We start from the raw sequence: 26,606 nt of genomic DNA, 5'->3' as shown, positions 1-26,606 counted from the left end.
ATGAAATATGAAATTAGCAGATCTTAACATAAGAAAGTATAATGAATTATTAGCTTCATCAGAGCCAGCTCCTGGAGGCGGTGCTGCCAGTGCACTTGCAGGGGCACAAGGTATTGCACTTTCTCTTATGGTGATAAATTTAACAATAGGGAAAGAAAAATATAAAGAATTTGAACCACTTTGCTTAGATGTTAAAATAAAGGCTGAGAAGTTATTAGAAGATTTAATTTTAGGTATTGATAAAGATAAGGACGCATTTAATTTGCTTTCCTCTGCTTATAAAATGCCTAAAGATACAATCAAAGAAAAAGTATTAAGAAGTAATGCTATAATTAAAACTACGATAGGAGCTACTGAGGTTCCTCTTGAAGCTATGCAGCAGGGACTGGAAGGGTTAAAATTAACATATAAGCTGATTGGAAAATCAAATAAAAGTGCCGTAAGTGATTTGGGAGTTGCTGCATTAAATCTATTATCCTGTGTAAAAGGTGCATGGTTAAATGTGTTAATCAATATTCCCAGTATAAAAGATTTAAATATGGCAGAAGATTTTAAGAAAAGAGGTCAGGCAATTTATACAGAATCAGAAAAATTATGTGAAGAAATTTATAATAAAGTTGCCTCCAGTTTTTAAATGAAATTATTAAATAAAAAATAAAACCGGCATTAATTGCCGGTTTATTAAATATCAGCTTAATATTTCAGCTTTTTTATTTACGAAATCTTCTACTTTATAATAATTTTCTGCTGTACATATAAAACAAATTATATCTCCTTCTATAAATTCAAAATAAGGCCCAGGTGAAATAAAGAGCTCATAATCTCTTTTAATAGCTGTTATAGTTGCCCCTGTATTATGCCAAAATTGAAGTTCGTTTATAGTTTTTTTAATTATATTACTTTGTATAGGTACTGGTATTTCATAACTTGATCCAAGATTTATTTTTTTTTGCTGCATAAAATATTCAAGTAAAGTATCTATGTTCTCATCTATTTTTTTTTCAATATTTTCTTTTTCAATTCGTAATTGCTTTATAGCATTTCTTGTTTCATCAAGATTATTTTTTTCATTAAATTTTTCTAAAAAAATTCTAGCTTTTTTAATAGATTTAATAAATATGCCGCTTTTTTGGGTTATTATAACAACACCCATGTCTTCAAGAAGCGAAGCAGATCTTCTTATTGTTTCCGGTGATACATTATATTCACTTGCCAAAGTGGATCTTCCTCTTAGCTTTGCACCTTCTTTAAATTCAAGATTATCGATTCTTCTTGCTATATCAAGTGCAATTTTGATATACCTCGGTGTCTTGTTCTTTATTGTACTCAACAATTATCCCTCTTTCATATTACAATATTAATCTCATTTTATCATAAAAGCATGTACTGTCAAGATATGTAAGCCAGAACATATATAAAAGTATATTTGAGAATATTAATTAAAAATACGTAAGGCTTAATTTAAAATTAATATCATAAAAATTTTACATCTGACAACTTTTATGATATAATAAAGTTGTCAGATTGAAGAATATTTACAAAAGGGGGAAATTATGTACGATAGTATAACTAATATAGACAATTCTGAAATACAATATGGATCTGAAAATAATAGAATCTATCTTATGCATCTTGCAAAAGAAGATATGCCTGATATTTTAATAAAACTTGATTTAATGGCAGATAAACATGGATATACAAAAATAATTGCAAAAGTTCCAAAATCCGTATCAGAGGATTTTATAAAAGATGGATATGCTAAAGAAGCTGAGGTTTTGGGTTATTTTAAGGGAAAAGAAGATTGCTTGTTTATGGCAAAATACATGGACAAAAAAAGGCAAAGTGAAGTAGATAAAGAATTAAACAAAAAAGTTTTAGATATTGCTGAATCAAAAGAAATATTTGATATAAATAAATACCATTTTTCTGAAGAATTTTCGTTTAGAAAAGCAAATCTTTCAGATGTTAACAAAATGGCTGAATTATATTCTAAAGTGTTCGATTCCTATCCTTTCCCTATAACAGAACCGGAATATATCATAGAAACGATGAAAACCAATGTTATATATTATGGTATCTTTAGAGGAAATAAATTGCTGGCTCTTTCCTCATGTGAGATGAGTTTAAAAGATGAAAATGTTGAAATGACAGATTTTGCAGTATTACCGGAGTATAGAGGCTATAATTTTGCAAATTTTTTACTAAGTAATATGGAAAAAGAAATGAAAAAAATCAATATAAAAACAGCATATACAATTGCTCGCTCAGCATCCTACGGAATGACTATTACTTTTGCAAAAGGCGGATATACTTATGCGGGAAGACTTAAAAGTAATACCCAAATAGGCGGGAAAATTGAAGATATGAGTGTTTGGTTTAAAGCTTTATAAATTTATAGAATAAGTTAATTTTTAAATAAAAACTGAATAGGAGGTTTTATGAGTACTCAATTAAACTTAAAAAAAATAGATTTAATTAATAATAATTTTTTTAAAAATATTGATCCAGAAGATTGGAATAGTTGGTCGTGGCAAATGCAAAACAGAATAGAAACTGTTGAAGATTTAAAAAAACATATAGATCTTACCCCAGAAGAAGAGAGTGGAATAAAAAAATGCCTTAACACATTACGAATGGCAATAACACCATATTATCTTTCTCTTATAAATCCTGAAGATCCAAATGATCCTATAAGAAAACAAGCGATACCAAGTTCCTTAGAAATTATGAGAGATAGCTTTGATATTGAAGATCCTTTACATGAAGAAGCAGATTCACCGGTTCCAGGACTTACACATAGATACCCTGACAGAGTTCTTCTTTTAGTTACAGATCAATGTGCAATGTATTGCAGGCACTGTACTAGAAGGAGATTTGCAGGTCAAAGTGACAATTCACTTCCTATGGAGCAAATTGATAAGGCTATAAAATATATAGCCAAAACTCCTGAAATCCGAGATGTTCTTATATCAGGAGGAGATGCACTTTTAATCTCTGATGAGAAACTTGAAAAGATAATTAAAAGATTAAGAGCCATAAAACATGTTGAGATAATAAGATTAGGAAGCAGAGTGCCCGTTGTTATGCCCCAAAGGATTACCCCAAAACTTGTCTCCATGTTAAAAAAGTATCATCCTATATGGTTAAATACACATTTCAATCATCCTAATGAGATCACTTTTGAATCAAAAAAAGCATGTGAAATGCTTGCTAATGCCGGAATTCCTTTAGGAAATCAAACTGTTCTTCTAAGAGGCATTAATGATTGTGTTCATGTTATGAAAAAATTAATGCATGAACTTGTAAAGATAAGAGTTAGACCGTATTATATTTATCAGTGCGATCTTTCAATGGGTATAAAACATTTCAGGACTAAAGTTTCAAAAGGTATAGAGATAATAGAAGGGCTGAGAGGACATACATCAGGTTTTGCAGTTCCTACTTTTGTAATAGATGCACCTGGCGGAGGAGGAAAAATTCCCGTTATGCCAAATTATGTTATTTCGAGTGCCGAGAATAAAGTGATTTTAAGAAATTTCGAAGGAGTAATAACAACATATAATGAGCCGGAAGATTATTCATCGGAGTGTACTTGTGAAGTTTGTTCGGGTAAAAAAGACATAGAACCCGTAGGCATTTCAAGGCTTGTAAATAATGAGAAAATATCTTTAGAACCATCAGGGCTTAGAAGGAATATAAGAAATGGTAATGAAAGTGAATAGACTTATTAAAAATATAATAAAAGAGACTGTTTAAAAGCAGTCTCTTTTAAATGCTAAACATTATTTTAATGATTATTTATCTTTAACCTCAGATATTAATTCTTTAAAGTTTGGTAGAGAATTTATAATAGTATCATATGCTACACAATAAGCTATTCTTACATAACCGGGGCAAGCAAAAGAAGTACCGGGTACCATGAGAATATTATATTTTTTTGCCATTTCACAAAATAACTTATCATCTTCCACAGGAGATTTTAAGAAAAGGTAAAATGCTCCCTCAGGTTTTATACATTCATAACCTAAAGATACTAATCCGTTATATAAAGCTTCTCTGTTTTTATTATAAGAGTCTATGTCTACTTCGGCATCTACACATTTTGCAACCGCACGCTGTATAAGTGAAGGTGCATTTACAAACCCTAGGATACGATTTGCCACATTAGCAGCAGAAACTACATTTTCAAAATCAGCAACTTTATTTGGAATAACTAAATATCCGATTCTTTCTCCTGGTAGAGAAAGAGATTTACTGTAAGAATACCCCACAATAGTGTTATCGTAATATTTTGTTACATATGGCACATTTATTCCATCATAAGCAAGTTCTCTGTATGGTTCGTCAGCAATAATATAAATATCTGCACCAAATTCAAGCTGTTTTTCTCTTAAAATGTTTGCCATATCTATAATTGTTTTTTCTGAGTATATAACTCCTGTAGGGTTATTTGGTGAATTAATTATAACAGCTTTTGTTTTTGCAGTTATTTTGTTTTTAAACTCTTCTAAATTTGGCTGAAAATCTTTTGTATTTGGAGAGACTACTATTAAATTACCATCAAAATTTGAAGTATAACTTCTATATTCCCCAAAGAAGGGTGCAAAGGCTATTACTTCATCACCTGGGTCTAAGAGGGTTTTTAGAATTACATTTATACCTCCGGCAGCACCTACAGTCATGATAATATTTTTTTCATTAAAATCAGTATTAAATTTATTGTTAATAGATTTAGCAATGGAATCTCTAACGTCCTCATAACCTGAGTTATTCATATAACCGTGTACAAAGGTAGGAGATTCACTGTTTAAAATATCAAGAATTGCTTCTTTTACCGCTTGAGGAGGCTGTGTATTTGGATTTCCAAGGCTGAAATCATATACATTTTCAGCTCCGTGTATATCAGATAAACGTTTTCCTTCTTCAAACATAGCCCTTATTATTGAGCTGCTTTCTACGTAGCTAACCATTTTTTTTGAAATCATATTTTACACTCCTAAATTATTTTCATTTGTATATTATAAAATTACTATTATGATAACTTAAAATAGTAATAAGTTTAATTAATAAATAACTTATATTATTATATCATTCTTATATTGGAAAAAACAATTCTTATATAAAAATAGTAAGAAATCTGGTATAATTAAACATAATAATTACGAAGCAATAAGAATTAAAAGAGATAAAAGAGCCTTAAAAGAGGTTTTTTATAATAACTAAAAAATAAGTAAATAAGGAGAAAGTCTATGGAAGCAACGCTAAAAATATGCGGCAGAGTGCTGCTTATATTAATACTTATGATAATAGGGGCTTGGCTGAATGCACAGCTTGTGGGTGCAGGATCATACGTATACTTAGTATTATATATAGTTTATTTTTTAGTTGGAATATGTGTAGGAACTATGATTAATCCAAGATTTACGAAGGGGAATAATAAATGGGTTTATTTTATCCCTGTTGTTGTTTTTGCTGTTATCGGAGCACAATTCTTTTTTTACCCATTAATTCCCATAGCTTCATTGCCTTATGGAATAGGAAATTATCTAATGCAGTTTTCATATCTTTCATGGACACTTGTAGGAATCTTTGCAAACCTCGCATTTAGATGATTATATGAAAATATATAAAACAGAAAGAGTTTTCCCCTATTCTATTAAAATTAAATCAACGGGAGTTTGATAGACATATTAATTTTTGTCCTATTGAATAGGCATGTTAAAGGTGAGATGAAAAAACAAAGAACGAGTATATGTATAAAATAGCCTTTAATAATTGTAATTCAAACCATTGACGTCTAAACTTTAAGCTGTATATAATAGAAATATAAGAATGGAGGTGTGAAATATGATAACTATTAATGACATAAAAAAATCTGTAGAAGCAGTGGCGCCGCAATTTCCAGTTAAGAGGATAGAGTTATTTGGATCATATGCAGACGAAAGAAATAATGAAAATAGTGATATTGATTTATTAGTAGAATTCATGTCACCATTTACATCTTTGATTATACTTTCTGGATTGAAACTATCTTTAGAGGAAAAGTTAAAGACGGAAATAGATATTGTGACACTTCCTATTAGTAAGCAATCTATATTAGAAATTGGGAAGGTTGTGCCTATATATGAATCATAGAGACAAAGTAATAATTGAGAAAATTGTGTCTGAAATCAACATTGCTGCAAAATTGATGAATAACGATAACACAGTTCATCTGGATTCGTTTTCTTAATCGTTTTTTCCCTTTATAAAAAAAGAGGCTGTTGTATAAAACAGTCTCCTAAAAACTTCAAATATCATTAATGGATGGACGAAAGGGCTAGTCCTTTTATTACTACACCATCTCCAGTACAAAGTAAATAAAAATAGTATGAACCATCTTCAGGGATCTTAAAGGATAACTTTTTTTCTTCAGAGTTTAAATCGGCAGATTTTAGTGTTTCAATGTCAAAATATTCTCCGTCTTTAACATAACCCCAAATTAAGCCTGAATTTTTTCCATAGTATTTTGAGTCAGCCCATAATTTCCATACTATTTCTTGTCCTTTTTTTAATTCCCAGAGTGCACCTTTTTCATTAAAATATGCACCAATATCGCCATTTATAAGAATATGTAATCCTACGTACCCGGAATCTGATAAAGCATAGGAAATCTCTTTTTCCCTTATATCAAAATTTTTACCAGAGGATAAAGGAATACCTAATTCTTCATAAACAGCATTTGTGTCTACAATACCGTCATCATTTGTATATTTGTCTATTACCTCTTTATAATTTGGTACATAATAAGAATCCATAGATGAATTGCCTCTTTTTTCTTTATTTATTTGCTCTTTTTGCTGAATTAGACTTTCAATTTGAGCTTCAAACTTTGCGCCTTCAGAAGGCTTTTGAGGAAGTGATTCAGAAAATACAACGATACTCATTATGAAAAGAATTAGAATGCTCAAAACTATACAATTTCTACCTCTTTTTACTTTTGAGGTAAAAATATTTTTAAACCTCTTTTTCATTGATTTTTCCGTATTACCCATGCATGCAAAGATTGCGTTTCTTTGATGTGTGGCATATATAATTTCCTTTAGAATAACATCACTGTACACATTGCGGTATGTTGCTTTTTTATTTTTTAATACTTGCAAATCACAGCACAGTTCAATATCCTGATCAAGAGAGTGTGACATAATATAGATTAACGGGTTATACCAATGGAGAATTTTTGAAAAGATACATAATAGCTTCCACCATAAATCTTTTCTTAAAAAATGAATAGTTTCATGCTCAATGATAATAGTAAGTGTTTCTTTATCATAATTTCTTTTAGGAATAATAATTCTAGGATTAATTATTCCAACAATCATAGGAGTAAGAACAAGAGAATTTTGATATATCTTTAATGGTTTTTTCTGTACTTTTTCAGGTAAACAATCTAGTCGAATACTTTTTATAATGTCGTCAGAGAGTAAAATACAGTTATTCTTCAAATTTATTAAAAAACGATAATATTGGATTATATAATATATAGTAAACGAGCATACCCCTAAAAACCAAATAATAAAAAACAGAAATCCTATATCAAAAGAATTTTGAATAAAGCTTTCCTTAATAATATTATTTTCTACAGAATTAGATAGAGATAAATTTATTGGTGTGGCAATATGTAAGTTATTAGATCCATCATTCCATAAAGAAGGTAAAAATCCAATAATTAAGCCTATTGGTAAAATTGAAAAAGTAATACAAATTTTCCATACTCCAAGACGCCATGTACTCAGATAAAGTTTATCTAATAAGGGTGTGAGAATATATACAGATGCTATGAGAATAGATACTATTCCACCTATTAATATTGTTTCAAAAAAGTAATTAATCATTAGAATCACCACCCTTTAATTTTTCTAGATATTGCTGTAGCTCTGAGAGTTCATTTGTTGAAATATCACGAGCATTGCACATGGATGCAAAAAAATTTTTCATAGAATTTTCATACAAGGAAGATAAAATATATTTGCTTTCATAAGAGAGGTAATCCTCCTTCATAATTCTTGGATAATAAACATATTCTTTACCTTGATGGCTTATTTCTAAAAATTCGTTTTGTACCAGTCTATTGAGTAAAGTATTAAGTGTAGTAATTTTCCAATTTTTATCCTCTAATAATTTGTGAAGCTCCTTACGTGTTATAGCTTTACCGAATTGCCATATAGCCAGCATAATTTCAAGTTGTGATGATGGTAATCTTTTCATTTTTATTAACTCCTATTTTTTATTACAGTTTAATACTACAATTGTAATATTAAACTGTCAAGACATTTTTGCTAATAGAATAATAATCTTAGGAACCATTATTACATAAACTCTTAAAATAAAGGCTGACACAAGTGTGATAGCCTTTATTTGCAGATATGTCTATAATAATATATTTAATAATAAACTTCCTTTGTATTGATAGTTTTTAACGCTTTTCATATGCTATTAGAATTACATCCTTACCATCTTCAGTTTTAAGCTTAGATTGAAGACTATTTATACTTTCTACTGCTTTATCAGAAATTGATGCGACTTTCATAATATTTTCATCCATAAAATTGACTCCTTTCAAAATTCTAGGTAAAGATAGTATGTGAATTTTTATATAAAATTATATTGACAGAATTTAAAAAAGCACATTAGAATAGCAAAATTTAGATTATTAAATTTTAAACTGTTCAAATAGAAATCCTTAATTTCTTAATTTCCTCTTTTTATTATCTTAGAATTGACATTGAATTAATTTTATGTAATGTATAGAATTTTAAAATTGAATCTGATATCGTGTATTATAAGATGAAAATATCTATTATGTTATTTCCCTTAAACTATTAAAAAATTTATAATTGAAATGAGGAATATTTTATGTGGAAAAATAAGATTATTACTATACCTTCTATTTGTTTATTTATTGTAGCTCTATTTACTTTATGTTTAGAAATCAGGAATGTTTATTTATTTGGTAATGTAAGTGGCGATTATTTTACGGCATTTGTTTTTTTGATTTTAACATTAATTTTATTTTTCATTTTAATACGAAGTATATATTCAAATATGGAATATAGTAAATGGATACTTGTTTTTTTTGCTATTACGGTTAGTATTATAATCTCATTTGTAAATGCATCAATTTTTATACCTAAAAAAGTTCCTTATAATGAAGCATATAAAAAAATCGTGAATAAAGCATCTGAGCAAGGAATTATAAAAATAATAAAAGCTGATGGATCAGATGCTATCTATCCTAGTAGTTCAAAAGGTATAAATTCTTATCATTGGATTTTAACAGTAGATGGAGAGGTAGAGGAAGCTTTTTTAAATCCATATACAGGAGAGTATTTTTTTATTCCAAAACAATAATTTCATATTAATTAAAATCTAAAAATTAGATATATTTTAATCCTTAATTATCCTATTATTAAAATTTATGATACAATAAAAAACAGATAAAGATTTTTTGTAGTGAAAGGATATGTAAATATGGCTGGTATTAAAACTAATGCAGTTAGATTACTTGAAGTAAATAAAATCAAATACAATATTAAAGAATATGAGGCACCACAAGGGTTTTTGGACGGTCTATCTGTTGCGAAAGCTACAGGAATGGATCCTAAAAGAGTATTTAAAACATTAGTTTTACAAGGTTCAAGCAAGGAACATTATGTATGTGTTATTCCTGTAGATTGTGAATTAGATTTAAAGAAAGCAGCAAAACATTTTGGCGAAAAGAAGATAGAAATGATTTTAGCAAGAGATATTACTAAAGTAACCGGGTATATCAAAGGGGGATGTTCTCCCGTGGGTATGAAAAAGCAATTTAAAACTGCAATCGATGAAAGTGCTGCAAATTTTGAAAATATTGTGGTCAGTGCCGGAAAAGTAGGGCTTCAAATGGATGTTAGGGTAGATGATTTATTAAATCTGATTGATGCTGATTTGGTAGGATTAATTATAAATAAAGAATAAATAAAAATAATAAAAAATTATGGTATAAACAAAGAAGCTGTGCACCAAACAATTAGTACACAGCTTCTTTAGATTTTATATTAAATTTATAGAAGGTTGTTTAATTTAAAGGTTATATTTTAGGTTATTTATTGTTTTGAATGTTATTATTTTGAATATCTTTTTCTAATGCTTCAAGTGACTTAAAAGCCTCGCAGGTGGAGCCATGGGAGCAACCTGTGCATCCTCCGGAACACCCCTTATTTTTACTGCTTTTAGAAATAGAGCGTATTGCTAAAACCACTGCAATTACAATGATTATACCGATTATATAATTAATCATATTAAATACCCCTTTTAAACATTAATTTTCTTCGGAGGCCACTGATTCTGAAGCTACTGCTTTTGATACTGAAGCATAATCTTTTGAACTTCTTATTTTACTTGCTATTCCTATTATCAAGCCAATTACTATTATTGCAATAAATATAGCATATACAATATTGAAGCTTACAACATCACCTTCTGAGGCCTGTTCCATTAATCCTATATCAAGAGAAACTTTCTTAACAACATCTGTTCCTTTAAAGATTAATCCACCAATTAAGTTTACCAATAAAGCCATAACATATGCAAGACCTGTTTGATAGCCTATTGCAAAGAAAGTCCATTTCCAGTTTCCAAATTCTCTTTTCATTGCACCTATAGCTGCGAAACAAGGAGCTGCAAATAGAGTAAAGAGCATAAACCCAAATCCGGTTACTTGACTAAATACAATAGGAACCGTTGAACCAACTGATGCAAAAGTTGCAACTACGACTTCTTTTGCTATAAGTCCTGTTATTGCAGCAACTGGTGCAGCCCAAGAATCTCCAAAGCCAAGAGGAATAAAGATCCATTTAACAGCATTACCGAATTGTGCTAAAATACTTTGATCAATTGCATCAGGACCAACATATCCGCTGAAACTGAAGTTTTGTAACAGCCATAAAATAGCACATGCGGCAAAGATTATAGTACCAGCTTTTTTAATAAATGATTTTGCTTTATCCCACATATGAATTACAACACCTTTTAGTCTAGGCAACTTATATGTTGGAAGCTCCATTACGAAAGGAGCTGGATCTCCTGCAAACAATTTTGTCTTTTTTAATATAATACCGGAAAAAATTACTGCTGCTATTGCAATCAGGTAAATAGTTGGACCTATCCATGTATGATCTGCAAATAAAAGAGAGATAAACATGGCAAATACAGGTAGCTTAGCTCCGCATGGAATAAAAGGAGTAAGCATAATTGTCATTTTTCGATCTCTTTCATTTTCAATTGTACGACTGGCCATAATACCAGGAATTGAACAACCTGTTCCTATGAGCATAGGAATAAATGATTTCCCTGATAGACCAAACTTACGGAAAAGTCTATCCATAATAAATGCTACACGTGCCATGTAACCACTGTCTTCCAAAAGTGATAGGAAGAAGAATAGAATCATTAACTGCGGTACATATATGAAAATTGCACCAATACTTCCAATAATTCCGTTTTCAATTAAATCCATAGCCCAAGCCGAAGCTCCTAAACCTGAAAACAATGAATGTGCACCTTCTTGCAGCAATGCAAATAAATTTTCAACCCAACCGATAGTTGCATCACCTACTGAGACAATAGAAACATAGTAAATTGCCCAAAGTATTACAAAGAATATAGGTAATGCAAGCCATCTGTTAGTGAGCACTTTATCTATCTTATCTGAAGTAGTATCTATTTTATTGAAATTTTTCTTAACAACAGCTTTTTCTACAATTTGCTGTACAAGTTCATAACGATTACTTATAATCTGTTCTTCTTCTTCTTCAGAAAGTCTGCCGTATGCTTCTGACATGAACATAGGACTGACTTTTTTTGTATTTTCTTTTTTAGCAGTATCCAATGCTTTAGAAATAAGTTCCTCTAAACCTATCCCTTTCACCGCTGAAGTGGCAACAGCAGTGCATCCAAGCTCATTGCTGAGAACTTCAAGATTTATTTGATCGCCTCTTTTATTTATTACATCTATCATATTCACAGCCAATATAACAGGTATTCCTGTTTCTAAAAGCTGTGTAGTTAAATATAAATTTCTTTCAATATTAGTAGCATCAATAATATTGATGATTACATCAGGACGTTCTTTAACTAAATAATCCCTTGTAATAGTTTCTTCTAAAGTATAAGGAGAAAGAGAATATATTCCTGGAAGGTCGATTATCTCTATTTCTTTGTTATTTTTTAGTTTTCCTTCTTTTTTTTCTACTGTTACACCCGGCCAGTTTCCCACATACTGCGAACTTCCTGTCATCTCGTTAAACATTGTAGTTTTACCACAGTTAGGATTCCCGGCTAGAGCAATTTTAATCTTCATGTTAACACCTCTCCACTATTATTTTTTCTGCATCAGCTTTTCTGATAGATAATTCATATCCTCGTACTGTGATTTCGATAGGATCACCTAAAGGAGCAATTTTTTTTACTGAAATTTTTATTCCTTTAGTAATACCCATATCCATTATTTTTCGCTTTAATGCACCTTGACCATCAAGTCTGATTACTTTAACAGTTTCTCCTATGGGAATTGATTTTAATGTATACATATGAAACCTCCATTTTCATTAAATCACAATTTTTCTTGCCATATCTTTATCTAAGGCTATTCTGCTGTCCTTTATATTAAGAATCATATTATCACCAATTTTTGAAACAACGGTAACTGTACTTCCTACTACAAAACCGAGGCTTTCAAGAAATTTTTTAGTATCGTTAACATCTAGAATTCTTTTTATTGTAGATTGCTCGCCTGCTTTCAGAAATGTTAATGGCATCATAATACCTTCCTCCTTATTAGTTAGTTATTACTAACCTAAATGTCAAATTTTAGTTAGTAATAACTAACTAATCAACCAAAAGATAGTTAGCTCTTGCTAACTTATAGAAATAGTTTATCACTGCTAACTTATTTTGTCAATAGATTTTTAAACTATTTTAAAATAGTTTAGGAATATGTTATAATGGTTCCTAAGATTAAAACAGCGTTGCTGAGTGGATAGAATTTTAAAAACTTTCTAAATAGGGTAGGAATATGTTATAATGGTTCCTAAGATTAAAACAGCGTTGCTGAGAGGATGGAACCATTGAAACATGCTAGGACAGGTTGTGTCATGTTATAATGGTTCCTAAGATTAAAACAGCGTTGCTGAGAGGATGGAACCATTGAAACATGCTTGGATAGCTTGTGTCATGTTATAATGATTTCTATGATTGAGACAGCGTTGCTGTAAGGAGGAAATCATTGAAACATGCTTGATAACTTGTGTCATGTTATAATGGTTACTAAGATTAAGACATGTTATAATAATTTTTAATAATAGATAAAAATTGAATAATGAAGTTACGAAGAGGAATGGAAATGAAAAAAGCAGTAATATTAATAGTAATAGTCGTAGCAGTTGCAGGAGTTTTTTTTGCAGCAGGAGCATTTTGGAAAGGCAGTAGAGGACATGAAGCAGCCATAACTTCTGATTTGATTTCAGAAAAACTAACTACGATAAGTGAATTGGCAACTGTAGATTATGCCTATACTAATATGGGGAAATTTGAGGATGTAAATGATTTTTATGGATGGGAAGTACCTTTTACAAAGAAAACTTTTCTGGTTTCTTATGATGGAGAAATTAAAGCAGGAATTGATATGAAGGATGTAAAGGTATCAATAAAAGACTATAAGATTACAATATCTCTTCCTAAGGCAAAAATTGTTTCACATGAGATAGACAATTCAAGCCTGCAATTATTTGATGAGACTAGTTATGTTTTTAATCCATTAAAAATAAAAGACTATACATCATTTGTAGAAAAGGAAACAGATAAGATGGAAAAAGAAGCTGTTGATAAAGGATTACTTATTGAAGCAGATAATAAAGCAAAAAAATCAATAAAGGAATTAATCCAAATTTTTAATACTGAACCTGGGGAATATACTATTATTTTCGAGTAGAAGGGAGCATTATGAAAATTCAAGAATCGGGCGAAAATTATTTAGAGACAATATTAATGCTGAAAAAGAAAAACGGCAGTGTGCGTTCTATTGATATTGCAAATGAGCTGCAATATACGAAGGCAAGTATTAGCAGAGCTATGAGTATTTTGAAAAAAGGTGGATACCTCATCATGGAAGATGGAGGAAACATCGTTCTCACAGAAAAAGGCTTAGCTAAAGCCACACAAATTTATGAAAGGCACGAACTTATAACAGAATTCTTAGCAGAGGCTTTAGGTGTAGATGAAGAAGTTGCAGCGAAAGATGCCTGCCGAATTGAACATATAATAAGCGAAGAATCTTTTTCAAGGATAAAAAAATGGGTCTATGATAATAAAAACCCTTAGAAAAATCTAAGGGTTTTTATCAAGTGTGTGTGTATCTTTAAAAAGAAGGAAAGCGTGCAAATAATTTAATCTGAAATTAAATATTGCTTTACTTTATGTATTTATTATAAAAAATGAATGTGATAATTTTATGTAGATAAGGTGGGGAATGATTGATTTTTTTATTAATATATTATTTACAAAATATATACGAAATATGTACAAATTAATCATTAGTTATAAATAAATAGTAAATTTAAAATGAAAGTGATGAGAGAATGAAAAGTTTATTAGGTGTAAATTTTGGCCAATTAATGCAAATTTTAATTGGTGTAACAATGCTTGCCTTAGGACTTATATGGTTTTTAGAACCCTTAGGTATGGTTATTGGGGGTCTTACAGGTCTGGCTATTGTAATAAAAGAAGTAACAGGCTATTTTTTTGGTCATGGAGTACCTCTTTACGCTACAAATATTATTTTTAATATACCACTTTTTATTATTATTATTAAGCAGAGAGGATTCGCTTTTGCACAGCGTTCATTAATTGCGGTTATTTGGCTTTCAGTTGCACTTTGGTATTGTCAATACATTCCAAATTTATTTGAAATAGGGGATGATTTAATTTTAGGGGCAGTATTTGGAGGTGCATTTATGGGATCTGGTATTGGTATTGTACTTCGTATTTCTGCCACAACAGGAGGAAGTGATACTCTTGCCACTATTTTAAAATTTAAGTTCCCAAGTTATCCAATTGCTACATTAATTAGAATTATTGACGGCATTATAATTTTAAGCGGATTTTTTGTCTTTGGTGCACACAAAGGTATGTATGCTATAATTGCTATGATTATAAGTTCTTATATGATAAATTTTTGGCTTTCAGGGATGCATTTTGCAAAGGCAGCCTTTATTATTTCTAATAAGAGTCAGGAACTTTCAGAAGCTATTATAAAAGAGCTTGGAAGAGGAGTAACAGGCATTAAAGCAAAAGGTATGTATACAATGAATGATAGAGAAATGTTATTTGTTGTTGTAATGCCAAAGCAAATTGCCAATTTACGTAAAGTAGTATATAAAGTAGATAAAGAAGCATTTTTGACTATTGCAGATGTAAAAGAAGTTTTAGGTTATGGTTTTACTCAAGATTATAATTCTTTGGGACTTTAAAGAAAGAGGTAAAGTATATTGTTTACAAATAAAAAAATTATCAGTTTAATTATTATTTTAGTGTTGTCGGTAACGCAAATAACATCCTTTGCTATGGCTAAAACAGATGTTTCAAATATAATTACAGAAACGGCAAAATACAGCTTAGAAAATGTAAAAAATCCTTCTTTAGGATCAATTGGAGGAGAATGGGCTATTATTGGATTGGCTCGTTCTGGTTATAACGTACCTGAAAGCTATTATGAGGACTATTATAATAGCATTATAAAAGAACTTCAGCAAAATAATGGAGAACTAACAAAGACAAAATACACAGAATATTCAAGGGTTATATTAGCACTTACAGCTATTGGAAAAGATGTTACAGATGTTGGTGGATATAATTTGTTAGAGAAATTATCTGATTTTGAGAATGTTAAAAAACAAGGTATTAATGGACCAATATTTGCGTTGATTGCATTTGATTCACATGAATATAATATTCCTGAATTGAAGGATGTTTCAACGCAAAATTCAAGACAAACTATGATTGATTATATTTTAAGCAGAGAAATAACAGCTGATAATGGAGTAAAAGGAGGCTTTGCTTTAACAGGAAATGTTGTGGATAGCGATCTAACGGCTATGGTTATTCAGGCCCTTGCTAAATACAAAGATCAAGACAATGTTAAAGAGGCTATTTCCAGGGCAATTAATGTAATTGATACAATAGGCAAAAGTAATTCAGAAAGTTTAGCACAAATAATTGTAGCAAAATCAGCTTTAGGTATAGATGCCTCAGATAATGTTTCAGAACTTATTAAATATGAAGCAGAAAACGGAGGTTTCAAACATATTTTGAGCGATAAAGTAAATCAAATGGCTACGGAGCAGAGTTTATATGCTTTAGTTGCATATGAAAGATATCTTCATAACTCAAATTCTCTTTACGATATGTCAGATGTTAAATTGAATTCTTCAAAAGAAACTTTACCTTCTTCAAATGAAATTAAAGTGCTTTTAAATGGAAAAAATATTAATTTTGATCAGCCTCCGGTAAATTTAAATAATAGAGTTTTAGTTCCTATGAGAGGTATTTTTCAAGAACTTGGAGCAGAAGTAAATTGGGACTCTGCGGAAAAAAAGGTAACCGCAGCATTAGAAAACAATGAAATTGAGCTTTATATAGGCAGTGAGACAGCATATGTAAATGGTACGGAATATTTCTTAGATGTGCCGGCAAGCATAATCAGTGGCAGAACAATGGTTCCCATAAGATTTATAGCACAAAGTTTAAAGGCTGAAGTTGAGTGGAAAGATGAAACAAAAACCGTAGAGATTACAAAATAGATATGTATATTTATTTTGTACATTAGAGGATCAGAATTGATGATAAATAAATATTTAAAAAAAATAAAAATAATTATAATATTGTTGTTAACAGTATTAGTTTTTTTTACGGCAGCTTGCAGTAATGAAGCAAAAGATAAAGAAGATATTAAAATACATAAAGCTTCTGAATCCGGCATTTCAGTAGAATCGGAAATTACAGTATCTGATGCAGCAGTGACAAAAGATGCAGTAGATAATATAATAAATAACAGTCAAGAATCATCTGATATTAGTAAAAATGATTTAAAAGAACAGCAGGAAAATAAGGATAATGTACAAGCAAAAAATAAAAAAGAAGAACATTATTGTACTTTCTCCATAACGTGCAAAACAATACTCGATAATATAGAAGATTTAGACGAGACAAAATTAGATCTTGTGCCTGAAGATGGAATTATAAGTGAAAATAAGAAGGTACAGTTTTCTGAAGGAGACAGTGTTTTTGATGTATTATTGAAACAAACAAAAGACAATGGAATTCATATGGAATTCGTTTCCACACCTATCTTTAACAGCAATTATATAGAAGGTATAAATAATATATATGAGTTTGACTGCGGTGAGCTTTCCGGTTGGATGTACAAGGTGAATGACTGGTTCCCCAATTATGGATGCAGTAACTATATCTTAAAAGACGGTGATGAAATTGAATGGATATATACTTGTGATCTAGGCAGAGATATTGGCGGCGATTGGACTAAACAAAATACAAAAGAATAGAAGGTGAGTTATATTATATGAATGATACGTTTGGAACTTACCATCCAATAATTAATTTTATATATTTTTGTACAGTTATTTTATTGGGGATGTTTATTATGCACCCAATTTTTTTATGTACAGCAATTATAGGGGCGTTTACATATTCAGTATTTTTGAATGGAAAAAAGGCAGTAAGATTTAATTTGATTTTTTTGCTTCCTATGATGGTTTTGGTATCTATTATCAATCCCCTTTTTAATCATAGAGGTATGACCATACTTTTCTATTTTCGTGATAATCCGATTACTATGGAATCTATTGTATATGGTATTTTTACAGGAATTATGTTTGCGGTTATTATTCTTTGGTTTTCTTGTTATAATGAAGTTATGACCTCTGACAAATTTATTTATTTGTTTGGAAAAATTATACCTGCGTTATCATTAATATTTTCTATGGTTTTACGATTTATTCCCAGATTCAAAGAACAATTAAAGATAGTATATAATGCACAAAAATGTATCGGTAGAGATATAAGCAGCGGAACTTTTTTGGAAAGAATGTATTACGGAATAAAGATTTTTTCCATAATGATAACCTGGTCATTGGAAAACAGCATAGAAACAGCAGATTCTATGAGATCAAGAGGTTATGGACTTAGAGGACGAACAAGTTTTTCAATATACAGATTTGACAGTAGAGATACAGTCGTTTCAGTAGTTTTGATTATGTTAATTATTTTAGTAATTTCAGGAATCTTATTAGGTGAAAACAGTATTATTTTTTTCCCTTTAATTAAAACAAGTCATATAACTATAATAAGTGTAATTGTTTTTATTGCATATTTTTTAATTTGTTTTTTACCTATAATATTAAATATGATAGAAATATATATCTTAAAAAGAAATAAAAAAAGTGGTGATTTAGATGTCAGTGTTTATAATAAATAATTTTAACTTTACATATCCATTAAACGAAGCTTTTGCATTGCGTGATGTGAACCTTACGATTGATGATGGTCAGTTTATAACTATTTGTGGAAAATCCGGTTGCGGCAAAACCACATTACTTAGAAATTTAAAATCAGTATTAGCTCCTCATGGAGAGAAAAGCGGTGAAATTTTATTTTACGGAAGACCTTTAGCAGAAGTTGAGCAGAGACAGCAAGCCTCCAAAATTGGATATGTTCTTCAAAATCCTGATAATCAAATTGTAACAGATAAAGTTTGGCATGAGCTTGCATTTGGTCTTGAAAGTTTAGGTTATGACACAAAAACCATAAGACTAAGAATTGCAGAAATGGCTAGTTTCTTTGGTATTCAAAATTGGTTTATGAAAAATGTAAAAGAGCTTTCAGGAGGGCAGAAGCAGCTTTTGAATTTAGCTGCCATTATGGCAATGCAGCCAGACGTTCTTATTTTGGATGAGCCAACATCACAACTTGATCCTATTTCAGCGGTTGATTTCTTAGAAACAATTAAAAAAATTAATACACAGCTGGGAACGACAATAATTATAACAGAACATAGACTAGAGGAAGTCCTTCCAATGTCTGACCGTACAATTGTAATGGATAAAGGTGAAATTATTATTGATGATACTCCTAAGGCTGCCAGCGAAAAACTTGCAAAGATGAATCATCCCATGTTTTTGGCTATGCCAACACCAATACAAGTTTATGCAGATGTAATAAATGAAGAGTATTCAGTAGCAGATTCCATAAAATTCAATAAATTAAAATGTCCAATTACAGTAAAAGAAGGTCGTAATTGGCTTAGTAATGTTTTTGAAGATAAGATACTTAAAATAAAGGCTTTAGAAAAAAGTGAAATAAAGCCTCATGAAAAAATAAAACCTGTTATTAAAATTAAGGATGTATGGTTTAAATACGATAAAAATGAACCGGATGTGATAAAGGATTTAACTATGGAAGTCTTTCCTGGACAACTCTACTGCATAGTAGGGGGAAATGGGACAGGCAAGACTACGGCATTATCATTAATAAGCGGAATAAATATACCTTATCGAGGTAAAATTATAATAAAAGGTAAGAATTCAAACCAATATAAAATAAAAGAGTTATTTAAAGGCATATTTGGAGTTCTTCCTCAAAATCCTCAGTCTCTTTTTGTGGAAAAGACAGTACGCTTAGATCTTTTAGAGATTTTACATAAAAGTAAAAATGATGAAGGTGAGTATTTGCCTTTAAAAGAAAAAGAAGAGAGAGTTAACGAAATTGCAGATCTTTTAGAAATAGAAGATTTATTAGAAATGCATCCTTATGATTTAAGCGGAGGTGAGCAGCAAAGAGCTGCTCTCGGTAAAGTTTTGCTTTTAGATCCGGAAATTTTACTTTTAGATGAACCAACGAAAGGGATGGATAATTTTTTTAAACAAAAATTTGCCTTGATTCTTAAGAAGCTTTTAGAAAAAAATGTTACCATTATCATAGTATCCCATGATATTGAATTTTGTGCTAAGTATGGTGATCAATGTTCTTTGTTTTTCAATGGTAATATTATAACAACTAATACTCCTGATAAATTTTTCTCGGGAAATAGTTTTTATACTACTGCGGCAAACAGAATGTCACGGCATATTTTTAAAAATGTTGTTACAATAAAGGATGTGGTTTACTTATGCAAAGAAAATCTGGTAAAGTAAATGTAAACAAATGTGATAATAAAAGTAAATTTATAAATACAAGGAGTTTACTTTCCATTTTTTTATATTTGATATGTATGCCTGCTACTATTCTTTTAGGCATTTATCTTTTAGATGATCGTAAATATTATATTGTAAGCATGCTTATAATTTGTTATGCTATGATTCCGTTTTATGTACTCTTTGAGAAAAGAAAACCGAAGACCAGAGAAATAATTGTTATATCGGTGCTTATTGTCATAGGAGTATGCGGCCGGGCTGTATTTTTTATGACACCGCAATTTAAACCGGTGATTGCTATTGTGATAATTTCAGGAGCTTGCCTTGGGGGTCATGTAGGATTTTTAGTAGGATCAATGACAGGCTTTATCTCAAATTTTTTGTTTGGACAAGGTCCTTGGACTCCATGGCAGATGTTTGCTTTTGGTATTGTGGGATTATTTGCCGGATTGATTTTTCATAAAGGTTTTCTAACACCAAATAAAATATTTCTTTGTATTTATGGAGCCTTTGCTACATTTTTTATCTTTGGCGGTATTGTAGATATTTGGACTATACTTATGTTTACTCCAAGTCCCAATGTAGAAACTGCTATACTTGTTTATAGTGCGGCTTTAGTATTTAATTTAATTCATACAGTGTCAACTGTATTCTTTCTATTCATATTTGCAAAACCAATGATAGAAAAAATTGAACGTGTTAAATTAAAGTATGGATTAATTGATACAATTTGAATGGAGAAAGAATGTACAAAACAGATAAATTAAAAAAAATAATATCCGTAGAAGATTATCTGAATAATTATGTGGATATTCCATATTTTATGGAAAAATGTAAGGAGTGTAATAATTATAATAAAGCATGGTGTTGTCCTCCTTATGAATTTTCAGTGGAAGAATATTGGAAACAATATAAATATCTCTGTATTATAGCTTCCAAAATTATATTTGATGAAAAAACCTTATCTTCAACAACATCAAAGGAGAATGTGGAGAAGGTCATGAAAGAGGTTTTAGATAAAGAAAAGCAGCTGCTGAGCAAAAAATTATATGATGCCGAAAAAAAATATAATGGTAGTATAAGCTTATCCGCCGGAAGCTGTAATTTATGTGAGAATTGTGAAAAATTAAATGGTAATCCATGTATCTATCCAGATAAAATGAGATATTCCATAGAATCTTTAGGGGGAAATGTGGGTAAGACATGCAGTAAGTTATTAGGCATTGAATTGGTTTGGTGTGAAGAAGAAAAGCTCCCTGAATATTTTACATTAGTAAGCGGATTACTTACAAATAATGATAATATTGAAATATCTTTATAGTCAGTTGATTTTGAAACGTTATAGTATATTATAAAATCCCACCTCCATAGATAAATGAAATTTAATTATTTCATATGTCTACTTAAGTGGGATTGTATCATTTTTTTGCTTGTTTTTATATTTAATACGTACATTTTCCTATTATTAACATTGAATAGTGCTGATTAAATCGTACCAATCCTGATCGTCGCTCCAGTTCATAATGTACTCTTGTTGTTCTGTTTCTTCATCTGTTTGTTCTGACTTTATAATAAATCCATAATTTTCATAAAAATCAACTGCTCTTTTATTCTCAGAATAAACCTTTAACGAAAGATAATCGTAATTCTTTTTACAGAAATTTAAAAGCTCGCCTCCAACACCATTTCCTTGATATTCAGGCGAGACAAATAGTGCTCCGATCATACCACTTTTACATGAAGAGTCGTTAGGTTCATTTGATATAGAATTTGGTATAATACTTATAAAGCCTTTTATAATACCATCAGCATCTTCGAATACATATGTTTTAGAGTTAGGTATATATTCATTTTTTACTGTTTCATAATTTGATTTCCAATATTTTTCAGGAATAAAATAATGAGCCTTTATAGTTGATGTCAGCCATATATCCATAATCGTATCTGTTTGTTCTTTTAATAAGTTAATTATCATTACATACCTCCCATTCTGAAATATTTTATCAAGTTTTATAATCTAAGTCAAAATAAATCAAAACAAGTATTTTATAATTGTTTATCGTTTAATTACAATTTACAATATAAGAGCTTATTTATAATATTTTAATTTTATCGTTCTTAAATAGGTGAAAGCATAAAGCGTATTATAGTTTAAGAAATAGTAAATTATAATATTAATGTATGAATAATTGTTGAAAAATGTTGGATTCTGTTGGAAATTAGTTATTTTGATACAGAGGTATTAATTGACTTTAAAGAATAAAAAGAATAAACTTATTATTAAGCTTTTATATAGTATGCATCTTGTAACAAATTGTATAGGGAGGAATTGCCTTGAAGGTAAAATCTAACCATACCGTGAATAAAATTATAAAACGGTATTTTTTCATATTTGCTTGCTTGATTGCGATTTTAATTATATGTGTATCTTACTATAAACACCTGGATAAAGAAGTTTTAAATACAACTATCACAAGAGTAAAAGAAATATCGAACAATGGAGCGATGATAGTTGACAGTAAATTAAAAGGTAATTTTCAAAATATAGAATCTATTTCCATAGAGATAGAAAATGTACCTTTTTTTGATGTGCAGCAAATAATTAATATTTTAAAAAAAGAAAGTAAATTAAAAGGCTTTGATAATATGAGCCTTATCTTAGAAAATGGCTTGTCATATAGTATTCATGATGATATAGAAAACAATAAACCAAACGATGTTAGCAATAAAGAATATTTTAAAAGTACAATAAATGCGAGCAAAAGAGAATATAAAATATTTACAGATGATATAGGGGGTGAAAAGGTCTATATTTTAACAGCTCCCATATTTAATAATGGTGAAAAAAAGGGAATTATTGTAGCATTTATTAAAGATCCTTATTTTGATAAAAAAGTTAAAAATACTTTATTATATGAGGGAAAATATTATTTTGTAGCGAATAAAGATGGTAGTATAATTTCAGTTTCTTATAATGAAAATGAAGATGCTAAAAACTATAATTTTATAGATTATTTACAAAGAAAAGGGAAAATAGAAGAAAATCTAATATATGAAATAAAAGATTCAATGAAAAAGCGGAAATCGGGAATTAAAATATCTGATATAAATGGAAGAAGCAACTATATCAGTTATACCCCTTTAAAAATGACTGAGGATTATTTTATTGTAATTATACCTGCACATGTTATAGAGGGAAATCTTGAAAATATCCAAAATGGAGTCAATAAACTAATTATTTATATGCTATTGCTTTTTATGGTTATGATAATTTATCTTATTATTATTTACAATAAAATAAGACGCCAAATTGAGAGTAGTAATAGACAGCAGGCCATTAATAATGAAAGATATAGAATTATAACAGAGCAATCAGGTAGTATAATTTTTGAATATGATATGATTACAAAATCAGCTTTTCATACTTCAAATTTTAAAGAAAAATTTGGATACGCTCCTGTTTCACACAATTACATTGAAGCAATAAAAAACTCAAATAAAATCTATAAAGAAGATATACATAAATTTTTATACCTTATTGAAACCATTCAAAAAGGAACAAAATATTATGAGACTGAATTTAGAATAAAAAATTTTGAAGGAATATATCTATGGATTAGGGTTAAAGCAACAGGTATTTTTGATAATGAAAAAAAATTATTGAGAATAGTAGGCAAAATGATAGATATTACCCAAGAGAAGAAGGAAATAGAAAGTTTAAAAGCAAAAGTAAATAAAGATTCAGGTACGGGAGTCTATAATAAACAGACTACGCATAATTTAATAGATGATTATTTAAAAGGAGAAGGAAAAAATGGAACTCATGCACTTTTAATTATAGATATAGATAATTTTAAGTGTATTAATGATACGCTAGGACATAGGCAAGGAGATGCAATCATTTCATTTTTGGCAGAAAAAATGAAAGGTATGTTCCGTTCTGATGATATTATTGGCAGAATCGGTGGAGATGAGTTTATGATTCTAATAAAAAATATTACAGATACACAACTTGTTGCAGATAAAGCTAAGGCTTTAAGTAGAGTTTTTGATGATGCATTTAGCAGAAAATGTGGCATGTTAAGAATTTCAAATAGTGTAGGTATAGCAATATATAAAAAAGATGGAACCACATATGATGAATTATATGAAGCCGCCGATACGGCTTTATATTGCAGCAAAGATGAAGGTAAAGGCACATTTGTATTTTATAATAATTGACAGTATTTTTAATAAATTTTTAGGTATTAATAATTTTATAGTTTAATTGATACAATTGAGGGGAAAAAGAAATATATAAAATCACAAAACAAAGAAGATAATGATAAGTCAAATTATATAAAATGCAAAAGAGGGTGAATATTTTATGTTATTGAAATATGAAGATAATATAAACAGTGATGATACATATATGGTAAGTAAAGAAAATATTCTACATATTCAAATGTTAAGTGATTTTGTCTTAAGATATAACGGAAATGTACTTTCTGGTGATAAAGTACGAGCTAAGAAAATATGGGATTTACTCGAATATATGCTAGTAAATAGAAATAAAGATATTTCCACAGAAAAGCTAATCAATATTTTGTGGAGAGAAGATGATATTGAAGATCCTGCAAATGCTCTTAAAAATCTTGTTTACAGATTACGAAAATTATTAAAGAATAGTTTGGATTTACCTGCCAGCGATTATATTATATATAGACATGGGACATATGTGTGGAATCCTGATTTTTCATGTATTTTTGATATAGACGTTTTTGAAGAATACTGCAATAAAGCTAAGAGTGCTAATTTAACCAAAGAAGAAAAAATTAACCTTTATAAAAAAGCACTTTCTATTTATAAGGGTAATTTTTTACCCCAATCTGCATATAAAGGCTTTGTAATACCACTCGAAGTGTATTATCAGAGAATGTATATGGATGCAGCAAAAGAACTTTGTTATTTACTTAAGGAGCATAATGATTATAAAGACATAGAAGAAGTATGCAGAAATGCTTGTACTATAGATCCTTTTGATGAAACGAATCATATCTTATTAATAAAAGCATTATTAAGTAATAAAAATCAAAAAAAAGCGATTGAACATTACGAAGTAGTCTATAATCTATTTCAAAAGGAATTGGGCATAAAGCCATCACAAGAAATTAATAAACTGTATTACGATATGATGAATAGAGAGCTTGATTTTGAAAAGGATATATCAGTTATTAATAAAGATTTAAAGGAAGCTGAAGAACTTGGTGGTGCATTACTTTGCAATTATGAAATGTTCAAAAAGATATATAGATTGCAGGCAAGAGCAATGGCAAGGCTTAATAACTCTATTTTTATTGTGTTGTTAACAATAGAGGTCAACCCAAATAATTATGAAACCAGAATTGAACCTGAAATTATAGAAAAGATAAAAGATATAATTTTAGCTTCACTACGAAAAGATGATGTTGTAACTCAATATAGTAATAAGCAATTTTTAATTATGCTGGCTAATTTAACAAGAAAAAATATAAATGCTGTCCTAAACAGAATAAAACAAAGATTGAGAAATCACTATCAAATGAATTCTTTAGAGTTTTATGAGCAAATAGAAATCTTAGATCCTGTGGAACTTATAAAGTAAGATGGCAGTTTTATTGAAAGATTAAGTTTGATTTAATCCTATCATTTCATATTATTGATTTTGTATAAGTGAGCCTTTTATGATGAGCCTATGAGAATTAGATCCTTTAGGGTGGCAGGTAATTAAGGTTACTATACTGGATTCCTTTGTTCCTGCTAATACTGATATTTCAGTTGGAAGGACAACAAAATTATCAAAAACTTCATATTTATAAACGGTGTTATTATACGAAATTTCTATAATATCACCGTTTTTTAATTCATCAATCCTGTTAAAATATGTTCCAAATGTATAATTCCTGTGACCGGCAATACAGCAGTTACCTTTTTCACCGGGTAATGCAGTTCCTATTATATGCCCTGCACCATATTTAAGGTGCTTAGAATCAGAACCTTCTAAGAGAAGTAAATCTGAAGATATAGCAGGAATAGTTATTTTTCCTATTACATCCGAAACAGTATTTTGAATATTTTTTCCATCGTTATTTTCTTGATAGTTCGGATTCTCTTTAATATCAAGTGCTTGCGGAGTTGATAATTCGCAAATAGGCTCACTTTCTCCAAGTTCCTTTAAATATGTTTCGGCCATTTTCTGCTGTTTGATTTTTATATAGGTATTCCCAATAATCGGCGTTAAAACTAATATAATGCCTAAAATTATAAGCAAAGTTGAAAACTTTTTCATCTACAACGACTCCTCGT

At 29.6% G+C, this 26,606-nt stretch carries 28 protein-coding genes; 18 read left to right on the top strand and 10 right to left on the bottom strand.

Features of this window, described 5'->3' with window-relative positions:
• Nucleotides 1-7: 7 nt before the first annotated feature.
• Nucleotides 8-634 (top strand): cyclodeaminase/cyclohydrolase family protein, encoded by a 627-nt coding sequence (locus tag K292_RS0113990; protein ID WP_027400357.1) that lies wholly within the window; start codon nt 8-10, stop codon nt 632-634.
• A gap of 54 nt (nt 635-688) precedes the next feature.
• Here K292_RS0113990 and K292_RS0113985 read toward each other — a convergent pair whose 3' ends face one another.
• Nucleotides 689-1,330 (bottom strand): TrkA C-terminal domain-containing protein, encoded by a 642-nt coding sequence (locus tag K292_RS0113985; RefSeq protein ID WP_245570873.1) that lies wholly within the window; start codon nt 1,328-1,330, stop codon nt 689-691.
• 223 nt (nt 1,331-1,553) lie between these two features.
• On the opposite strand from K292_RS0113985, the gene ablB reads away from it, so the two are divergent.
• Entirely contained in the window at nt 1,554-2,390 is an 837-nt protein-coding gene (gene ablB, locus K292_RS0113980; protein ID WP_027400355.1) for a putative beta-lysine N-acetyltransferase, read from the top strand.
• 48 nt (nt 2,391-2,438) lie between these two features.
• The gene (gene kamA, locus K292_RS0113975) at nt 2,439-3,722 is read left to right on the top strand and encodes a lysine 2,3-aminomutase (protein ID WP_156900547.1); all 1,284 of its coding nucleotides are present in this window, start codon (nt 2,439-2,441) and stop codon (nt 3,720-3,722) included.
• A gap of 72 nt (nt 3,723-3,794) precedes the next feature.
• On the opposite strand, the gene K292_RS0113970 is transcribed toward kamA, so the two are convergent.
• On the bottom strand, nt 3,795-4,985 hold the full coding sequence (locus K292_RS0113970; RefSeq protein ID WP_027400353.1) for a pyridoxal phosphate-dependent aminotransferase: 1,191 nt from the start codon (nt 4,983-4,985) through the stop codon (nt 3,795-3,797).
• 264 nt (nt 4,986-5,249) lie between these two features.
• On the opposite strand from K292_RS0113970, the gene K292_RS0113965 reads away from it, so the two are divergent.
• Nucleotides 5,250-5,612 (top strand): hypothetical protein, encoded by a 363-nt coding sequence (locus K292_RS0113965; RefSeq protein WP_027400352.1) that lies wholly within the window; start codon nt 5,250-5,252, stop codon nt 5,610-5,612.
• Nucleotides 5,613-5,847: 235 nt separating this feature from the next.
• Nucleotides 5,848-6,135, top strand: a complete 288-nt coding sequence (locus K292_RS0113960) for a nucleotidyltransferase family protein (RefSeq protein WP_037373240.1) — start codon at nt 5,848-5,850, stop codon at nt 6,133-6,135.
• A 164-nt stretch (nt 6,136-6,299) separates the two neighbouring features.
• Here the strand turns inward: K292_RS0113960 and K292_RS0113955 are convergent, their stop codons facing one another.
• Both K292_RS0113955 and K292_RS0113950 read right to left on the bottom strand, forming a co-directional pair.
• Entirely contained in the window at nt 6,300-7,874 is a 1,575-nt protein-coding gene (locus tag K292_RS0113955) for a M56 family metallopeptidase (RefSeq protein WP_027400350.1), read from the bottom strand.
• Nucleotides 7,867-8,247 carry a BlaI/MecI/CopY family transcriptional regulator gene (locus K292_RS0113950; RefSeq protein WP_037373238.1) on the bottom strand — a complete coding sequence of 127 codons (381 nt, stop codon included), beginning with the start codon at nt 8,245-8,247 and terminating at the stop codon, nt 7,867-7,869. The genes K292_RS0113955 and K292_RS0113950 overlap by 8 nt, the downstream gene beginning before the upstream one ends.
• 648 nt (nt 8,248-8,895) lie before the next feature.
• Between K292_RS0113950 and K292_RS0113940 the strand changes: the two genes are divergently transcribed.
• On the top strand, nt 8,896-9,390 hold the full coding sequence (locus tag K292_RS0113940) for a hypothetical protein (protein WP_027400348.1): 495 nt from the start codon (nt 8,896-8,898) through the stop codon (nt 9,388-9,390).
• Between the two features lie 120 nt (nt 9,391-9,510).
• On the top strand, nt 9,511-9,996 hold the full coding sequence (ybaK, locus tag K292_RS0113935; protein WP_027400347.1) for a Cys-tRNA(Pro) deacylase: 486 nt from the start codon (nt 9,511-9,513) through the stop codon (nt 9,994-9,996).
• Between the two features lie 124 nt (nt 9,997-10,120).
• Here ybaK and K292_RS17320 read toward each other — a convergent pair whose 3' ends face one another.
• From K292_RS17320 to K292_RS0113915, 4 genes are read right to left on the bottom strand one after another with little or no spacing between them, the layout of a single operon-like run.
• Nucleotides 10,121-10,318, bottom strand: coding sequence for a FeoB-associated Cys-rich membrane protein (locus K292_RS17320; protein ID WP_037373237.1), 198 nt, complete (start codon nt 10,316-10,318; stop codon nt 10,121-10,123).
• 21 nt (nt 10,319-10,339) lie between these two features.
• Nucleotides 10,340-12,379, bottom strand: a complete 2,040-nt coding sequence (gene feoB, locus K292_RS17315) for a ferrous iron transporter B (RefSeq protein WP_051280779.1) — start codon at nt 12,377-12,379, stop codon at nt 10,340-10,342.
• A 1-nt stretch (nt 12,380) separates the two neighbouring features.
• Nucleotides 12,381-12,608 carry a FeoA family protein gene (locus K292_RS0113920; protein WP_027400346.1) on the bottom strand — a complete coding sequence of 76 codons (228 nt, stop codon included), beginning with the start codon at nt 12,606-12,608 and terminating at the stop codon, nt 12,381-12,383.
• An 18-nt stretch (nt 12,609-12,626) separates the two neighbouring features.
• On the bottom strand, nt 12,627-12,839 hold the full coding sequence (locus tag K292_RS0113915) for a FeoA family protein (protein ID WP_027400345.1): 213 nt from the start codon (nt 12,837-12,839) through the stop codon (nt 12,627-12,629).
• A 581-nt stretch (nt 12,840-13,420) separates the two neighbouring features.
• Here K292_RS0113915 and K292_RS0113910 point away from each other — a divergent pair.
• From K292_RS0113910 to K292_RS0113870, 9 genes are all read left to right on the top strand, one after another.
• Complete coding sequence (locus K292_RS0113910) at nt 13,421-14,008, top strand: DUF4230 domain-containing protein (protein WP_169515467.1); 588 nt, start codon at nt 13,421-13,423, stop codon at nt 14,006-14,008.
• 11 nt (nt 14,009-14,019) lie between these two features.
• Complete coding sequence (locus K292_RS0113905) at nt 14,020-14,397, top strand: metal-dependent transcriptional regulator (RefSeq protein ID WP_037373233.1); 378 nt, start codon at nt 14,020-14,022, stop codon at nt 14,395-14,397.
• A gap of 257 nt (nt 14,398-14,654) precedes the next feature.
• A complete protein-coding gene (locus tag K292_RS0113900) occupies nt 14,655-15,545 on the top strand; it encodes a YitT family protein (protein ID WP_027400342.1) in 891 nt (296 codons plus the stop codon).
• A gap of 18 nt (nt 15,546-15,563) precedes the next feature.
• Complete coding sequence (locus K292_RS0113895; RefSeq protein ID WP_027400341.1) at nt 15,564-16,874, top strand: stalk domain-containing protein; 1,311 nt, start codon at nt 15,564-15,566, stop codon at nt 16,872-16,874.
• A 39-nt stretch (nt 16,875-16,913) separates the two neighbouring features.
• Nucleotides 16,914-17,636 (top strand): DUF4430 domain-containing protein, encoded by a 723-nt coding sequence (locus K292_RS18070; protein WP_051280777.1) that lies wholly within the window; start codon nt 16,914-16,916, stop codon nt 17,634-17,636.
• Nucleotides 17,637-17,653: 17 nt separating this feature from the next.
• Nucleotides 17,654-18,568 carry an energy-coupling factor transporter transmembrane component T gene (locus K292_RS0113885; protein ID WP_027400340.1) on the top strand — a complete coding sequence of 305 codons (915 nt, stop codon included), beginning with the start codon at nt 17,654-17,656 and terminating at the stop codon, nt 18,566-18,568.
• A complete protein-coding gene (locus tag K292_RS0113880) occupies nt 18,546-20,282 on the top strand; it encodes an ABC transporter ATP-binding protein (RefSeq protein WP_027400339.1) in 1,737 nt (578 codons plus the stop codon). Before K292_RS0113885 ends, K292_RS0113880 begins: the two co-directional genes overlap by 23 nt.
• Entirely contained in the window at nt 20,258-21,016 is a 759-nt protein-coding gene (locus K292_RS0113875) for an ECF transporter S component (RefSeq protein WP_156900546.1), read from the top strand. The genes K292_RS0113880 and K292_RS0113875 overlap by 25 nt, the downstream gene beginning before the upstream one ends.
• Nucleotides 21,017-21,027: 11 nt before the next feature.
• On the top strand, nt 21,028-21,603 hold the full coding sequence (locus tag K292_RS0113870) for a DUF2284 domain-containing protein (protein WP_037373232.1): 576 nt from the start codon (nt 21,028-21,030) through the stop codon (nt 21,601-21,603).
• A 144-nt stretch (nt 21,604-21,747) separates the two neighbouring features.
• Here the strand turns inward: K292_RS0113870 and K292_RS17305 are convergent, their stop codons facing one another.
• On the bottom strand, nt 21,748-22,257 hold the full coding sequence (locus K292_RS17305; RefSeq protein ID WP_051280774.1) for an N-acetyltransferase: 510 nt from the start codon (nt 22,255-22,257) through the stop codon (nt 21,748-21,750).
• A gap of 359 nt (nt 22,258-22,616) precedes the next feature.
• Between K292_RS17305 and K292_RS0113860 the strand changes: the two genes are divergently transcribed.
• A complete protein-coding gene (locus K292_RS0113860; RefSeq protein ID WP_027400336.1) occupies nt 22,617-24,503 on the top strand; it encodes a sensor domain-containing diguanylate cyclase in 1,887 nt (628 codons plus the stop codon).
• Between the two features lie 145 nt (nt 24,504-24,648).
• Nucleotides 24,649-25,905 (top strand): AfsR/SARP family transcriptional regulator, encoded by a 1,257-nt coding sequence (locus tag K292_RS0113855; protein WP_027400335.1) that lies wholly within the window; start codon nt 24,649-24,651, stop codon nt 25,903-25,905.
• Between the two features lie 51 nt (nt 25,906-25,956).
• Here K292_RS0113855 and K292_RS0113850 read toward each other — a convergent pair whose 3' ends face one another.
• Nucleotides 25,957-26,589: a class D sortase gene (locus tag K292_RS0113850; RefSeq protein ID WP_027400334.1), complete on the bottom strand. Its 633-nt coding sequence runs from the start codon at nt 26,587-26,589 to the stop codon at nt 25,957-25,959.
• Nucleotides 26,590-26,606 lie beyond the last annotated feature (17 nt).

Origin of the sequence: Anaerovorax odorimutans DSM 5092, from assembly GCF_000426305.1 — a bacterium.
Classification (GTDB): Bacteria; Bacillota; Clostridia; order Peptostreptococcales; family Anaerovoracaceae; genus Anaerovorax; species Anaerovorax odorimutans.
Note: the sequence above shows the minus strand (reverse complement) of the source record. Positions and strands in the feature narration are given on the sequence as shown.